This window comes from Bacillus sp. Brlt_9 (genome assembly GCF_051948935.1).
Lineage (GTDB): Bacteria > Bacillota > Bacilli > Bacillales > Bacillaceae_G > Bacillus_A.
The window spans coordinates 423,262-439,184 of the sequence record NZ_JAYJLO010000003.1 but is presented as its reverse complement, the minus strand read 5'-3'; the positions used below and the strand labels follow the sequence as shown (position 1 = coordinate 439,184).

13 protein-coding genes are annotated in these 15,923 nt (G+C 32.0%); 5 read left to right on the top strand and 8 right to left on the bottom strand.

What is annotated here, in order from left to right; genetic code table 11:
* Window positions 1-43: 43 nt before the first annotated feature.
* The 3 genes from secA to VF726_RS14570 form a co-directional block, all read right to left on the bottom strand.
* Window positions 44-2,362 carry a preprotein translocase subunit SecA gene (gene secA, locus VF726_RS14580; RefSeq protein ID WP_440169327.1) on the bottom strand — a complete coding sequence of 773 codons (2,319 nt, stop codon included), beginning with the start codon at window positions 2,360-2,362 and terminating at the stop codon, window positions 44-46.
* Between the two features lie 52 nt (window positions 2,363-2,414).
* Window positions 2,415-2,801, bottom strand: a complete 387-nt coding sequence (locus VF726_RS14575; RefSeq protein WP_440169324.1) for a hypothetical protein — start codon at window positions 2,799-2,801, stop codon at window positions 2,415-2,417.
* Between the two features lie 196 nt (window positions 2,802-2,997).
* Entirely contained in the window at window positions 2,998-3,726 is a 729-nt protein-coding gene (locus tag VF726_RS14570; protein ID WP_440169321.1) for a DUF981 family protein, read from the bottom strand.
* Window positions 3,727-4,282: 556 nt separating this feature from the next.
* Here VF726_RS14570 and glmM point away from each other — a divergent pair.
* Entirely contained in the window at window positions 4,283-5,623 is a 1,341-nt protein-coding gene (gene glmM, locus VF726_RS14565) for a phosphoglucosamine mutase (RefSeq protein WP_440169318.1), read from the top strand.
* Window positions 5,624-5,662: 39 nt separating this feature from the next.
* On the opposite strand, the gene VF726_RS14560 is transcribed toward glmM, so the two are convergent.
* The 3 genes from VF726_RS14560 to VF726_RS14550 all read right to left on the bottom strand — a co-directional run bounded on the left by VF726_RS14560 (window position 5,663) and on the right by VF726_RS14550 (window position 7,760).
* Window positions 5,663-6,043 carry a hypothetical protein gene (locus tag VF726_RS14560; RefSeq protein WP_440169316.1) on the bottom strand — a complete coding sequence of 127 codons (381 nt, stop codon included), beginning with the start codon at window positions 6,041-6,043 and terminating at the stop codon, window positions 5,663-5,665.
* A gap of 548 nt (window positions 6,044-6,591) precedes the next feature.
* Window positions 6,592-6,996, bottom strand: a complete 405-nt coding sequence (locus tag VF726_RS14555) for a hypothetical protein (RefSeq protein ID WP_440169314.1) — start codon at window positions 6,994-6,996, stop codon at window positions 6,592-6,594.
* A gap of 380 nt (window positions 6,997-7,376) precedes the next feature.
* On the bottom strand, window positions 7,377-7,760 hold the full coding sequence (locus VF726_RS14550) for a hypothetical protein (protein ID WP_440169311.1): 384 nt from the start codon (window positions 7,758-7,760) through the stop codon (window positions 7,377-7,379).
* Window positions 7,761-7,879: 119 nt separating this feature from the next.
* On the opposite strand from VF726_RS14550, the gene VF726_RS14545 reads away from it, so the two are divergent.
* The 3 genes from VF726_RS14545 (at window position 7,880) to VF726_RS14535 (ending at window position 9,703) form a co-directional block, all read left to right on the top strand.
* Window positions 7,880-8,200, top strand: a complete 321-nt coding sequence (locus VF726_RS14545; protein WP_088363037.1) for a hypothetical protein — start codon at window positions 7,880-7,882, stop codon at window positions 8,198-8,200.
* A gap of 80 nt (window positions 8,201-8,280) precedes the next feature.
* A complete protein-coding gene (mltG, locus tag VF726_RS14540) occupies window positions 8,281-9,372 on the top strand; it encodes an endolytic transglycosylase MltG (RefSeq protein ID WP_440169309.1) in 1,092 nt (363 codons plus the stop codon).
* Between the two features lie 13 nt (window positions 9,373-9,385).
* On the top strand, window positions 9,386-9,703 hold the full coding sequence (locus tag VF726_RS14535) for a hypothetical protein (protein ID WP_440169307.1): 318 nt from the start codon (window positions 9,386-9,388) through the stop codon (window positions 9,701-9,703).
* Between the two features lie 58 nt (window positions 9,704-9,761).
* Here the strand turns inward: VF726_RS14535 and VF726_RS14530 are convergent, their stop codons facing one another.
* Window positions 9,762-11,135, bottom strand: coding sequence for a competence protein CoiA family protein (locus VF726_RS14530; RefSeq protein ID WP_440169305.1), 1,374 nt, complete (start codon window positions 11,133-11,135; stop codon window positions 9,762-9,764).
* Between the two features lie 300 nt (window positions 11,136-11,435).
* On the bottom strand, window positions 11,436-12,875 hold the full coding sequence (locus VF726_RS14525) for a competence protein CoiA (RefSeq protein WP_440169303.1): 1,440 nt from the start codon (window positions 12,873-12,875) through the stop codon (window positions 11,436-11,438).
* Between the two features lie 584 nt (window positions 12,876-13,459).
* Between VF726_RS14525 and VF726_RS14520 the strand changes: the two genes are divergently transcribed.
* The gene (locus VF726_RS14520; RefSeq protein WP_440169301.1) at window positions 13,460-15,757 is read left to right on the top strand and encodes a sensor domain-containing protein; all 2,298 of its coding nucleotides are present in this window, start codon (window positions 13,460-13,462) and stop codon (window positions 15,755-15,757) included.
* Window positions 15,758-15,923 lie beyond the last annotated feature (166 nt).

Here is a 15,923-nt window from a genome sequence, read left to right as displayed (position 1 = left end):
CACTCCCCTATCACAAAGAAAACGGCCGAACCTTAACTTGCATTTATTCTGGAACTACAGAAATTTGAAAATGGATAACGTTCATACAGTAGTAGTACTGTAATTCATCTAACATACCTTGGAACATTGCAGCAGCTTCTTTTTGATATTCAACAAGTGGATTCGACTGAGCATAAGCTCTTAAATGAATACCCTCTTTTAAATTGACCAATTGATCAATGTGTTTAACCCAGAACTGGTCTATTATTTCAAGGAATACTGTCTTTTCAACTTCATTAAGGATTTCATCCCCAACATTCTTTCTCTTTAATTCGTAGTTTTCAAGTACCTTTTTCTGAACTCCCTCAATTACATCATCTATGTAATCAATACTAAATTCGCCTGGAGCAATTGCACCAGTAAGTTCATTTACTACCCATTCCATAGCTTTATCAGGTTCAGCATCATCATATCGTTGTTCAATTTGGACCTTAACAAACTCATTTAGAATACCTTTGGTAAATGCTTTTGTGTCCTTAATATCCATTAACCCTTTTCGTTCTTTATAGATAAACTTTCTTTGAATATCCATTACTTCATCATATTCTAAAAGATTTTTACGGATATCAAAGTTAGTACCTTCCATTCTCTTTTGGGCACCAGTGATTGCCTTAACAACCATTCTGTGCGATATCGGTTCGTTTTTAGGGAATCCTATTTTCTCGGCAAGGTCTTTTATTTTTTTACCATTGAATCTTTCAATCAGTTCGTCTTCTAAAGATAATATGAACTTGCTATATCCCGGATCTCCTTGTCGGCCAGAACGTCCTTTTAACTGATTATCAATTCGGCGACTTTCGTGTTTTTCGGTACCTATAACAGCTAAACCGCCAAGTTCCTTCACACCATCCCCAAGTTTAATATCTGTACCCCTACCTGCCATATTAGTCGCTATAGTAACTGCTCCTTTTTCACCAGCATTGGAGATAATTTCTGCTTCTCTACCGTGATTTTTGGCATTTAGTACTTGATGCGGAATATTATTTTTAGTAAATAGGTCACTAAGCCATTCATTATCTTCAATTGAAGCTGTACCAACTAGAACTGGTTGTCCAGCCGTATGCTTTTCTAAAACTTCTTTTACAATCGCTATTCCTTTTTCTTCTTTACTTAGATAAATTTCATCTGCATCATCAATTCTAGCTATTGAACGATGAGTAGGAATTACAAGAACATCTAAACCGTATATTTTTTGTAGTTCTTCTTCCTCAGTTTTTGCAGTACCAGTCATTCCACCAATTTTTTGATACATACGGAAATAATTCTGGATCGTTATCGTTGCTAAAGTAACAGTTTCATCTTTTACTTCTACTGACTCTTTTGCTTCAATAGCTTGATGCAATCCTTCACTAAATCTTCTTCCATCCATAATACGACCGGTATTTTGGTCCACAATTAATATCTCACCGTCTTGTACAACATAATCTTTATCTTTTTTCATAGTGAAGTAAGCTTTTAGCATAAGATTAGTCGCTCTTAATAATCCTTGGTTATCTAGTGAATATAAGTCATCTATTCCCCAGAATTTTTGAGCTTTATCTATTCCGTTATCAGCAAGCCAAACAGAATTGTTTTCTATATTGTATTCATAATCTACTTCTGTAAATTTCTTTAGTAACAGATTTGCTCTTTTATATACACCTAAATCCTCTTGTTTCTTACCAGATATAATTAACGGTGTTCTTGCTTCATCAATCAGAATTGAATCAGCTTCATCAATTAACACAAAATCTAAACCGGATTGAACCCAAGCATCGACCGAACTTGTCATATTATCTCTCAAATAGTCAAAACCAAACTCAGATGCAGTACCATAAATTACATCATTTTTATAAATTTCTCGTTTTTCACTCAAACTAAGGCCAGCAGAGTTTAATCCGACAGTAATACCTAGAAACTCTAATACTTTTCCAATAATCGACTTATCTCGCTCAGCTAAATAATCGTTTGCTGTAATTAAATGCGCTTTAGAGCCCTTGATTACCTCGTAGAAGATTGCAAATAACGACACAAGGGTTTTACCCTCACCCGTCTTCATCTCCGCTACATTGCCCTCTGAGAGTACGATTCCACCTATTAATTGAACCGGAAAGGCTTCTAGTCCTAATACACGTTTGGCAGCCTCACGAGCTAATGCGAAAATCTCGACTTGAACATTCTCTGAAATCTCTTTTCCCTTAAATGTTTCACGCCACTGATTTGTTTGTTTTTTAAAGTCAGCATCTTCAAGTTTTTCGTAGTTTGATTGCTTCTCTATTACTTTATTTGCTACTTTCATATACTTTTTAATACGTCTGTTATCAAGCAGTTGTTGTAATCCCATTGAATATCCCTCTTTCTAAAAAAAGAACCGCATCATAGATATGCGGTTAGAATTAGTAATGCAGAAATTTCGCTATAGCAACACCAGTTACAAACACTGTATTCACAGTAATTAACGCTAATGTGAGTACCCATTGTTTATGGAAGCCTAAATAAGGCTTTTTTAGTGAGCTTTTTAAATAATCTAATCCAATATGTGCCCCCACTCCGACAGCTAGGCCAGCAATAATATATATAGGGAAAACAATCAGAAGGACTGCCCATAGAGCTGATTGAATCCATACATTATGAGTGTATTTTTCATTAGGAATATAAAACAAGGAGAGAACCCCAGCAAAAATACCTAAGAAATATGTGAGAGAAGGCTCACTAATTGGAAAGACAAATTGAATAACCCATCCTACTAATATTGATAAGAGGATATAATGTTTTTTATCCAATTCTCTTCCACCCTTTCCAATGGTTTATGAACTATATTTTTAAAGGTTTAATGATATCCCTTGTTAATACAGGTTTTTAATTTAAAATAAATATTCAAATTTAGAATACTCGGGCCAATAGGAGAAAACTAGAATAAAGAAGTAATAAAAAAGAAAAACAAAGAGAAAATGATTTCTCTTTGTTTTTCATTCAAGACTATTTTGCCATTGTGTTAACAATCAATCCGATATGTGTAAAGTAATTCATTGCTCCAAATATAACAAACGTAACACCTGCTAATGCCCAAAGGTATTTGATAGCTTTAGCAAAGTTTGGATTTGCGTTTTTGTTTAAAGCAAAAGGAAGTAGAACTGCGCCTATACCTGTAATTGCATATAATCCTGAAATGAAAGTAGCTTCTAACATAGGATAGTCAGCGAAAGCTCCTGATATTGGTTCTTCAGGCGGTGCTGCAAATAATTGAAACTTAATTCCTGCGAACGCGATTGAAATAAGTGCTAATCCCATCGCTGATGCAAAGTAAGATAATGGTTTTACCAAGTATGGTAATTCTTTTTTCAAAGTTTCTGAAACAGTTTTTGTATCATTCATATCAATGCTTTGTCCTAGATAAAGATTAGATTTTCTCCATAATAAGATAGAAGCAGCCATAAGCATAATACCAAAAGCAAGTGAAGGCTCACCGAATATAATATCATCAAATGGGAACCCAATTTTAGATAATGGCCAAGTAAGCACCATATGAGCTCCTGTTAAAGTTAAAATAATTCCTGGTATTCCAAATCCTATTGACCAGCCTTCTAATTGCCCAACTTTATTTTTGTGTAAATGAGAAACAAATTGAAGCATTAATAACAGCCCAATACCAGTAGCTACTGACATTATTGTGTTATAGACTGCTGTTACTGACCAATCGATAACCATATTAAAAACCCCCTTTTAAATAATTCAAATTTGAGATGTTTAGTACGTGAAACATCTTGTTTTTTTGTCAACGTATTAATTAGTCCTTGTTTTTGTCAAAAAAACATAAAAATTTTTAGTATTATCATAAAGTATTAAGGGGTTAATCTTAGTAAAATCTAAATCTTTATTAGTGTCTGATAGCACACATAATTACCCAGTTGGACATAGGGGTTAAACGCCAATGGACCACGTTACCTAATTTAATTACTTTAGGTAACAAAAAGAGTGTAGTATAAATTCTTCACTCTTTTTTGCTGCTATTACAAGACACTATGTACAAATTGGATTCAATATAAATTTTCCAAATCAATTATGATCCGACTTTGTTTTAATAAATTGTAGTACTAGTTCACACGCGTTTATAAATAAAAATTCCAATACTGCAACAAAAGTGTATATATTTTTTTGAAAATGTTTTGAACCAATCACTAATTAATGTGAATAAGGGTTTTCTTATTTTTTTACAAAACTATTGCCAACAGAAACGTAATTAAATTACTTTGGAGGCAATATTATGAGAAAATATTTCGGAACAGATGGTGTTAGAGGAATTGCAAATGTGGAATTAACTCCAGAACTTGCTTTTCGTTTAGGAAAAAGTGCTGGGTATGTATTAACTAAAACAATTAGAGCCGAAAAACAACGACCTACATTTGTGGTTGGAAGAGATACACGTATTTCAGGTCAAATGTTAGAGGCAGCATTAATTTCGGGATTAACCTCATCAGGAGTGGATGTTATCCAATTAGGAGTACTACCTACTCCAGGAGTTGCATTCTTAACAAGAGAACTTGCAAATGGCGGTGTAATGATTTCAGCTTCTCATAACCCCTTCCAAGACAACGGAATTAAGTTTTTTAATCAAAAAGGTTTTAAATTAGCTGATGACATCGAATTAGAAATAGAATATTTTATCGATAATCAAAGAGAACTTCCAGAACTGTCCGGAAAAGATATAGGTAAAGTCGTTGAGAATAAGAATGCAGTTAATTCCTATATCAACTTCCTGAAAAAATCAATCGATACTGATTTAAGTGGTTTAAAAATAGTACTAGATTGTGCAAATGGTGCAGCAACAAGTATCGCTCCGACATTATTTAAGAAATTAGGTGCAGAAGTAACGGTACTTTCAGCAGAGCCTAACGGTATTAATATTAATGTTAATTGTGGTTCAACTCATCCAGCTAACCTACAAGCTAAAGTTATCGAAACTAAGGCCGATATTGGTCTAGCTTTTGACGGCGATGCAGACAGATTAATAGCTGTTAATGAACTAGGAGACGAGATTGACGGCGATCAGATTCTATTCGTATGCGGAACAGCACTTAGCCGCAAAGGTAAGTTGAAAGACAATACAGTAGTTTCAACTGTTATGAGTAATTTCGGATTTAAAAAAGCACTTCATAAACAAGGTATAGAAACTGTACAATCCAAAGTTGGAGACAGATATGTTTTAGAAGCGATGCTTGAAAACGGTTATACATTGGGTGGAGAACAATCTGGTCATATTATATTCTTAGAATTAAACACAACTGGAGACGGTATTTTAAGTGCATTACAATTAGCTAATGTACTAAAGAGTGAAGCGAAACCATTTTCCAAGTTATTAGAAGGCTTTAATAAATACCCTCAAGAATTAATTAATGTGCCTGTAAAGAATAAGAACTCGTGGGAATCACATCCGATTATTCGTAATGTAATAGAACAAGCAGAAAATGAACTACAAGGTAATGGTAGAGTATTAGTAAGAGCCTCAGGTACTGAGAACCTTGTTCGCGTAATGGTAGAAGGAGAAAGCGAAGTACAAGTAAATAAATTGGTCCATAGTATTGCTGATGAAATTAAAAAAAGCTAGCTCAATTTGAGTTAGCTTTTTTGGTATTTATGAAGTTTATTACGCTTTGATCGTAAGATAAGGTAAAGCGCCAGGGAATATACTCCAGCTTTCTCTAGGTAGACAATATTCCATTTTTTGAATCGCTATGCCTAGTACCATTATTTGTTCACATCTTTGGTGTAAATCAGTCCATTGCATACCATCTTTTGTATAGCATAATTTGTAGAATGACCACCCTTCTTTAAAGGTATCTGGAAGAACAGAGATTATTTCGTCAATAGCCTTTTTATTTTTATCCAATCGCTCAGGATGAAAACAAAACGTATGATTTAAACCTTGTACCTTAATAGGAGTCTCATTCGGAATACCATTTACAATTTCAAATTCATTAAATAAGCAGTCTTGAAAAATTGAATTAACTATTTCAGAAATATTCATATTAGATACCTACCTTAATTTTTTTAGGATAATAGCATAAAAATAGGCATCTATAGTAAAAAATAAAAAAATGTTATGGATGAAAAAAAGAGCAGTGAATATATTGACGGGTTCTCTTTTGTGAGGGAAAGTCACTTTTTAGTAGTAAATAGCAGTGAAATTAGCAATATTCGAGCATTAGAAAAAGGCAACTTATAAGTTGCCTTTTTATGATTCAATATACTCTTGTTTCGTAATGTGAAGTAACTTTTCTAATAATTTCCTACATAAGCTACATAAACAATGTTTCTTCTTCCTTTGCAATACAATAATGTTCCGTCATAATCTAATTTTGTTTTGCAATCTTTGTATCCTAATATCTCTAATTCATAAGGGATTTCCTCTCTTTTGTTACATATAGAAAGAATTTCATCTGGTTTATTATCTAAACCCTTTTTTCTTATTTCGTAATGAAAAGCCAGAAAACAACCTCCATTTCTTATTACGCATTTTGGTTCAAATATTTATTTCCTTACACATACATTTTACATCAGTTATTTAATTCTAAATTATAGCAGGATACATACAAGAGATATAATTGAAAATACACTTGTTACTAGAATCATAATTACATTTAACATCCTAATTGTCTTACTACCTTTGTATTGAATTAAACTTAAAGTTTTTCTAATTACATATATGATCGAAAGTGACCAAATGAGGCCAGTGTAAATAATAGCAAGTATATTAACAGAACCTTGTCCAGCTTTATATTGTAATGCGGGCAACATAAATAACACTCCAATTACCGCTATAATGCCTGTCGCAATCGTAAATTTCGTTAATATGGATCTACTTTTTGGCGACGCATCATTTATAATTGCATCATTAAACTTTTCGATACAGATCTTATAAATTAGAATCATTGGAAGAACAAATATTAAAGCGATATTAACAAAGATATAATCCGTCATATGAATTACCCCTTTTTATTATTAGTTATTATGTTGTTATTATAAATAGTAGAGACCATTCCTTTTATTTAGGGTAATATCCCTACCTAAAGTATACGATTTCATCATCTTTTTTGCACTGAAAAAACACGGCTTTATACCGTGTTTAATCCCTATGTAGACGACCTTCATCACATTTTCTGCAACGTTTACCCTGTTTTTTCATACATTGTTCACATATATAGTATCCGCAATGATCACATTTATAAAAGTCCTCTTCCCCTTCTTCGAATTTTCGTTTACAAGAATCACATTTCATAGATGTCATCCCTCCTTACTATTCTTATATCGAGATTTTTTTAAAAATATTAAAAAAATAAAAAAAGACGCTATTAAGCGTCTCAAATATATGTAATTCTCTTATCTTTCAATACAGCCACCTCTACCCCATCAAGCTCTAATTTTGTATCTAGGTTTATAAATTTATCAGTAAGATAGGGATTGTAGTAAGCATTTCCTTCTAATTCTGATTGAGTTATTCCTTTAAAAGTACCAACTGCATATGCGTGAACATTTCTTTTCTGCTGTTCTCTAACCCTCAATTGTCCAGATTTGTTTATATGAAAAACTACATTTTCTATTTTAATTCCGTTTCCGTGGGCTACTACTTTCCCTTTATGTTCTCCTTCCATTGCTAACATAGAAAATAAGTGAGTATGTAGATTGAAATATACCTTTACCTTTTCTCCTTCTGAAACACTCCGGTCCTTATAAATTTGTAACATATTAATCTCCTTTGCTTATCTCATTGTCTTTAGATCCAGCAATATTCTATAATGCTTTTGTTATTATTGATAAAATAAGCAAAATAATATTGATGAATTTATAAAAGGAATGAGAAGAAATGCAAGCTATTACGAAAACATACATACAAATGTTTATGGAGAAACAAAATAAACGTGTGGATACTTTAGTCAGTTTAGAGACAATACCTCACGAAGAATATGACGAACCAAGTTTTGAAGAAACATTCGATTATGATGTATTAGGGATAGATTGGAATACCGGTACATATATCGTTCTGAATGACTGGGGAGAAGCTGTTCAAATCCCTATTGAAGACACAAGATTTAAAATCCTAAGTCTTGTTTCGGATAAGAACTATCCAACAAACCTATTAGCTGGTGTAGGAATGAATCAAAATAACCATTGGAAATGGTTTTAATATATTTTTCTCTTTTTAAGGTTTCTTTTGATGCTAGTCGAATAGCGTTAAAAGGAACTTTTTTTATTAGGGGGTAAAGAATGAAAAGATTTTTTATGAAATTAATAGCTTTCTTTATAGCCTTCTCATTACTCGTTGGAGGCTTTTTATTGTGGTTTAAATCTAAATCAGAAGTGAGTCCGGGTAAAATTGAGATTTTTGAAGGTGCGCCAGTTCGCCAAGTTTCAGATATTCTTGAATTAAGCGGCATAATAGATGATTCTGATGTGTTCTATTACTATATCAGAGCAAAACAAATTTACTTCGAAAAGGCACCTTGGAAAAAACAAAAATTTGAAGTTAATTTTAAACCAGGTAGTTTTACATTAGAAGCAAAGAACTTCGACGAATTAATAGATGAACTAAATGAATTCCAAAATGCTAGTTCAAATGAAAATAAAGACAGATTCGTAACTATTCCAGAAGGAACAACGGTAGAACAAATGGCAGAAATACTAGCATCTAAAAACGTTGTAGATGCCAAAGCCTTTCTACAACTAACAAATGACCAAAATTATTATAAACAGCTTAAAGAAAAGTATATGTGGTTACCAGAGTACAACAAAAATAAACGAAATCAGTTAGAAGGATATTTACACTCTAATACATACGATTTCGATAAAAACACCTTACCGCATAAGATAATTGAAAAAATGTTAGAAGAGACTAATAAATGGTATGAAGATAATAAAGTTGAAATCATAAACTCTAAACATTCATTTGAAGAATTATTAACACTAGCCTCTGTAATTGAAAAAGAATCAAAATTTAAAGAGGATCGTCCTAAGGTATCTCAGGTGTTTTATAACCGATTAGCTAAAGGAATGAAGTTAGAGAGTGATATTACTGCTGCATACGCAAATGGAGAACATAAGGTATTTATGACACACAAAGATATAAAAACAGATTCGCCTTTCAATACGTATAAAACAAAAGGTTTACCTTTAGGACCTATCAATTCTCCAAGTAAAGAATCCTTTATGGCAGCATTAAAACCAGCAGGTTCTTCATTTAAAGCTATTTACTTCTACGCAAGACCAAATGGACAAACATTTTATGCGGAAACTTTTGATCAACACGAAGTAAATCGGAAAAAATATGAAAAAGAATGGTTAGACCTAATTAAGAAATAGGAGGTTTATTCCATTGGATTTTAAAAAAGAGATTAGTTTCAACGTGATAGCTATTTTAGTTTTAGGGTTGTTTGTTGCTGCGTATACCTTTATAGAATATAAGATACAAAGGGCACAACAACTAGAATTGATACAAGAGGAGTTCGGAAAAGATGCAGTTGTTTTAGATATAGAAAACTCTGAACAGAAGGCAATTATTGATTTTGTTGAACAACCACTTCTTAGATACACAGTAGAAGTTACGGATCACAAGACGAATAAAAAGAAGATAATATCTGCAACTTTGGACCATTACGGCAAAAAGGTTATTGATTCCAAAGAAAGTAAATAAAAAGACAACGTATAAACGTTGTCTTTTTTTATATTAATTTTTATATCATAATAACACTCTAGATTTTCAATCTCGCTTTAATAATCTTAAGTATTTCATCAGCTTGCTCTATCGTTTCAATGTAGTGGTATGCATACGCGTAATCAAACTCTGTAGGGTTTGATCCAAAGGGTACAACCCTCCAGTTAATTTCATTTAGCCTTTTCTTTATAATCTGTGGGTTTAACTCTGCCAACTTCTCGAATACGCCTTTATATTCCTGTATAACAAAGCTGATTACGTTAATTTCATCCTCGTATTTTTCTAACAAATACTCTTTGAAAGTGGATTTTTTCTTTTTAAGAAAGTCTAAGGATCTCATTTCAACTCGATCTTCATTACGAGCAGATAGTTGGTATATTACACGCGAGATGTCATCAGAGCTTTCTTTCCAGCTATTTCTCTCTTCATCATATTTTTGAAGTCTTTGTACATAGGATTTATATGTATTTAAAAATTCTTCATCTGATAAATCAAAAGCATCATTTTGTACAGCTTCTTTATTTTCCCTCATAAACTCAACCATATAGCTAGAAAAAGATTCACCATATAACTTTTGAGCATATCGTACTTTTTTCATACCCCTTTTAACAAGCTCTTCTTCCCATTTTTCCTGCTTCTCTCTTTGCAATTTTTGTATTTTCCATTCGAATTCTTCAAAAAATTCATCTCCAATATTTTTGTAACCCAATGCAAGGAAATTAAATTCTTCATTGTATTTGAAACTTACCTTATGTAGATGGCAGGATTGCTCACTATTTTTATGGAACTTATATTCTTTTTTTGGAAAATAGCCTCCATTAGGTCTTTCTACCCTTATATCTTCATACCTAAACTTATAATCTATTGTTAGTTCAAGCGTATTCAGATTTAAAAAATAGCAAAAACCAGTAGATGAAAAAATAGCTTCTTGAGGATCTTTCTGTAGCCTCGATTTTTGAATGTAGCTATCTTTAGATTTAGAGTAATTTAAAAACACTTCAGCATCTAATATCCAGAAATCAGTGACATTAGCTTGTTGATAGAGATTATGTCTTTCTTCCCAATCTTTCGCAGATAATTTACTATGTTGAAATTCAAAAACCCATCTATCCCCTTTAATTTTCCCTTCAGTATGAGTGACTAAAATATCAGCAATTTGGTTTGTCTCTATAATACGTTTTTCTGTTTCTACAATTGAAGTTTTAAATGTATTTTTAAGCCAGTTTACGAGTATCTCTTTTCCTTTACGATGTTTCTTTGTTTCTGGTTCTGAATAGTTGCCTATGCAAGCATCTTCATCATAATGTCTGAAATAGGACCCCATTTTGGGGCCGTTGCAAAATATGACGTGTGTTAGGCAATTAGGACACAAAAGTAATTTGTTACTAGACATTTCTTTTGTTAATTCCACTTCACAACTTGGTGCGTATAGTGATGTTTTATCCTTAGTAATGCAACTTAACATAGTTTCAATTCTCCTTATTTTTTCTTAAATTGTATATCATAATGGACAATTTCGGGTGATATTAAAAATATAATCTAAATTTATTTGTATATAAAAAGCCAAGTAAAAAGTGAACCTTACCATTTAATGCTTGTTTCCTCAAACCCATCTAACTTTTAAAAAAAGAATTAAAAAGACAACGTAGTTTTACGTTGTCTTTTTTGTTTTATAATTTAATTTGATAAGATTTGGATTTTCAGATGATAATTACTTAAGAATATTCGTTTCTTCTTGAATCACTTTAAATATTTTATCTACTTCTTCTTTAGATTTGATATGGCGATATGCAAAAGCATAATCAAACTTTGTAGGGTTAACTATCCCGAGTGGTGTAAGCCAAGTGTTAATTTTAGACAACCACGTTCTGATTCTGTTTGGGTTTAGCTGGGCTAACTTTTTAAGCGGCTCTTCATAATTTCGAAGAACATAGGTAATTATCTCAATTTTATTCTTATATTTTTCTAGATAATGGTCTTTTAAAGTCAACTTATTCTTATCAAGGAATTCTAAACTACATATTCCTTCTTCATCTTTTTCGCGCACAGAAAGTTCGTATATGATACGTAAGGTGTCATTAACACTTTCTTTCCAGACCAGCCTCTCAGTTTCATATTTTTGAAGGACACGCACAAATGCTTCATATTTTTGAAGGAACTCTTCTTCCGGTAAATGATATGCGTCTATTTGAATGTCTTGTTTATTTATTTCTATAAAACGTTTCATACAACTAAAAAATACTTCATCATAGTTAATTTTTGTATACTCTAATATTTGTTGAATCTTGCTTTCTAGTTCTTTATCCCATTTTTTCTGCTTTTTTATTTTAAACGCCTGGCTTTTTGTTTTAAATTCTTTCTTCAGTTTTTCCGCTATATCTTTGTAGAACATAGCTATAAAGTCGCTGCTTCCTTCGTAGTACATAAATTGTATTTCTTCAAGTCTACAAGAGTGTTTCAGAGGGCTATGAAATTTATATGGCTTTGAAGGATAAAAGACATCCTTAGGGTTTTTTGGTCCTATAAACTCTTCTCTGAACTTAAAATCAATTGTAAGATCTAGAGTTGATATATTTAAGAAATAACAAAAACCTGTGGTTGAATATATAGTTTCTTGCAGATCCTGCTTATTTCTTGCGTTCTTGATGCGTTCATCATTGGATTGAGAGTATTTTAAAAACACTTCAGCATCAAGTATCCAAAAATCGACTATATTAGCATTTTGGTATAAATTATGCCTCGCATCCCAGTCTTTTTTAGGTAATTTACTATGCTGATATTCAAAGGCCCATATACATCCTTTTAGCTTTCCTTCTGTATGCGTTACAAGAATGTCAGCAATTTGACCCGTTTCAGGAATATATTTTTCTTTTTCTACAATCGCTTTTTCAAATTTATTTTTAAGCCAATTATATAAAATATCTTTACCCTTTTTATGATTCGGGGATTCTGAATAATCGTACTTATATGCTATACAATTGCTTTTAGGATGTCTGAAATATGACCCCTTTTTTTGACCTCGACAAAATTGTACTTTATCTTTACAAGATGGACAAAATAGTAATCCGCTTCTCGATAATTGTCTAGTCTCTTCCTCTTTGCAATTAGGCGCATACAATAATATTTGACTTTCAGTTATACATCTCAACATAAATTAAACTCTCCTTAGTTTTTTCTTAAATTGTATATCAAAAAGACAATCTATGGATGATGTTGGAAAAACTTTTTGTTCCGCTCGATTCAATATAAAAAGAGACCGTACAATACGATCTCTTTTGCTTAATATGAATAGTTATTTGTGAAAAATATATCTTATTTTAAGGCGAAACAATAAAAATTTCATCTTAAACTTGGATTTAAGATGGTTGTATTCTTCTTTTACTAACGGTTTTAAGTTGTTTTTCCATTTGATATTTTCTACCTGCCATTCTTCACTAACAATATACCGGCCATTCATAAGTTCCCTAATCCTTATCTTCCACAATATCCAAATGCACTTTAGACTAGAATATATCTGTTTTCTCCTTAACATATTTATCTCGCGCATCATTTCATTTAAGTCGTGAATATCTTCTCTAGTAATCATAAAGCCACTCCTTCCACTTAATTTTACATTCGTATTTTCAACGTTGGAAAAAAAGTGTTTTAATCCATCTTTTTCTTTTAAAAAAGATGGATTTTTTTTCGGTTATAGATTATTATCCTGAAAACTTCTCGGAAGGAGGGTTATTTTTAATGGAAAAACGTTATAACACGGGCACAGTATTAGTTAACGATGATTCTATTGTTGTATCTGTTAACCCGTTCATTTGTCACTTAACAAACAAGTCTGACACAGATATATTGTTAAACCCATTCAATCTTCTCTTCTCAATAGAAGAAGAGGCTTTATTACATCAAGATGGATTTGAAGTACCTGTATTTTTCGAGAAAAATAGAATCGTTATAAACGATGAGCAATTCGATTTATATATGTTTTGGTCTGAAGATGTTGAATTGAAGAACCATCCTATTTACAACACAATTACTCAAGAAACGAACGATATGATTAATATAATTGATTCTACTACGCGAGTACTCTTCTCTTCTCCTTCTCACAAAAAACAACTAGGTATTGCACCCTCAGGTTTTGAAAAACACTCCTATCTTGAGTTTGTACACGAATCTGATAATCAAATGATCGCGCATATTATCAATAAAGTCTTTGAAAACAACGAGAAGCACTTAGTTCAATTTAGAGTTAAGAATGCAAACGGATATAGTGCTGTAGAAGCAAGTTTTAATCCTATTATCGGGAAAAACAATAGTGTTTCTTACATCGTTATTATTATGCGAGATATAAATATTAAAGAAAAAGATGTGAAGAACATAGTGGAAAGAGAACAACGTTTTAAATCCTTATTTGATCAAAATCCTGATTTCGTGTTTTCACTAGATTTAGATTTTTGTTTCACTGACATTAACGATGCTATGTTGGATGCTACAGGCTTTACAAGGGATGAGATTACCGATAGACCTTTCTCAACCTTAATTACTCCCGAGTACTTCCCTAGGACTGTTATGAGCCTTATAGACGTAAAAAAAGGTGTTAGAAAAACTTATGACTCCGTAATGATTAAAAAACACGGCAATCCTATTTTTGTTTCTCTGTCTCTATTCCCTATATTTGTTCATAATCAACTCGTTGGTATTCACGGCATCGCTAAAGATATAAGTAAAAAGAAAGAGTATGAAAAAAGAATTTATCAACTAGCCTATACCGACACCCTTACAAATCTACCAAACAGAGGGAAATTCCAAAATGATTTAGTTAATAGAGTCAATGCAGCTAAAAAAGATGAAAATAAATTTTCTCTTCTATTTTTCGATGTCGATAATTTTAAAAATGTAAATGATAGTTTAGGACACGCTGCGGGCGACGCACTATTGAAAGGTATTGCCAAAAGAATTAAAAGAGCACTACCTGAAAACTGTCATTTATATAGAATGAGTGGAGACGAATTCACTGTTCAAGTAGAAAATTATGAAAAAAGAAGCGACTTAATCGAAATAGCTAAAAAAGTATTAAATGGCTTTAAACACACATTTCTTATTGAAGGACACGAAGTTCTGATTTCATCTTCTATAGGTATTGCTACTTATCCTGAGGATACAACGAAATCAAACGATCTTGTAAGATATGCTGATTTAGCTATGTATTATTCAAAGCAGAGGGGTAAAAACTACTATTCTTTCTTTAACGACACAATGGTTCAAGATACAAGTGAACAATTCCATCTTAACGGCAACTTAAGGAAAGCAATAGAGAATAACGAATTCCAGTTATTCTATCAACCAATTATTGATGCGAAAACCGGGGAAATGACTTCAGCAGAAGCATTAATACGTTGGTTTTCACCAGACCAAGGAATGATATCTCCAGGTGTATTTATTCCTTTAGCAGAGGTTTCTGGTATGATTCACTCTTTAGGAAATTGGGTTATTCAAGAAAGCTGTAGACAACTAAGAGAATGGATTTCTAAGGGATATAAAGTTGTTCCGGTCAGTATAAACGTTTCAGGAAAACAATTCGATAGACAAGATGTTTATAGAACAATATTAAGGAAAATCCGTAAGTATGGTTTAGATCCAAGCTTATTAACTGTCGAAGTTACGGAAACGGTTGTGATTAAACGTAAGAAAAATGTTATTGCTGTTCTTGAAAAACTAAAAAATCTAGGTTGTGGATTAGCAATAGATGATTTTGGTTCAGGTTATTCTTCACTTTCTTATCTAAAAGATTTTCCAGTGAATCGTTTGAAATTGGATAAATCATTTATTGATACGATTGCTGAGGATGAAAAAACAGAAAAAATGGTTCAAATCATAATTGATTTAGGACACGTATTAGACTTAGAGGTTATAGCCGAAGGTGTAGAAACAAAAGAAGAATACGAGATACTTAAAACAATAGGTACGGACGGAATACAAGGGTACCATTTCTCGAAACCGCTTCCAGTTGATGAGTTCGAAAAGGCTTATTTAAAAAGATAGAATTTTTTCTATCTTTTTTTACTATAAAAATTATTTTGTGTTATAAATATGAATGTTATAACGCATTTGATTATTTATTGGTGTATTATATATAACTAATTATATTTTTAACGCAATAAATCGATTATATGCTTTACAATGTTATAACAATGTTATAACATTGTGA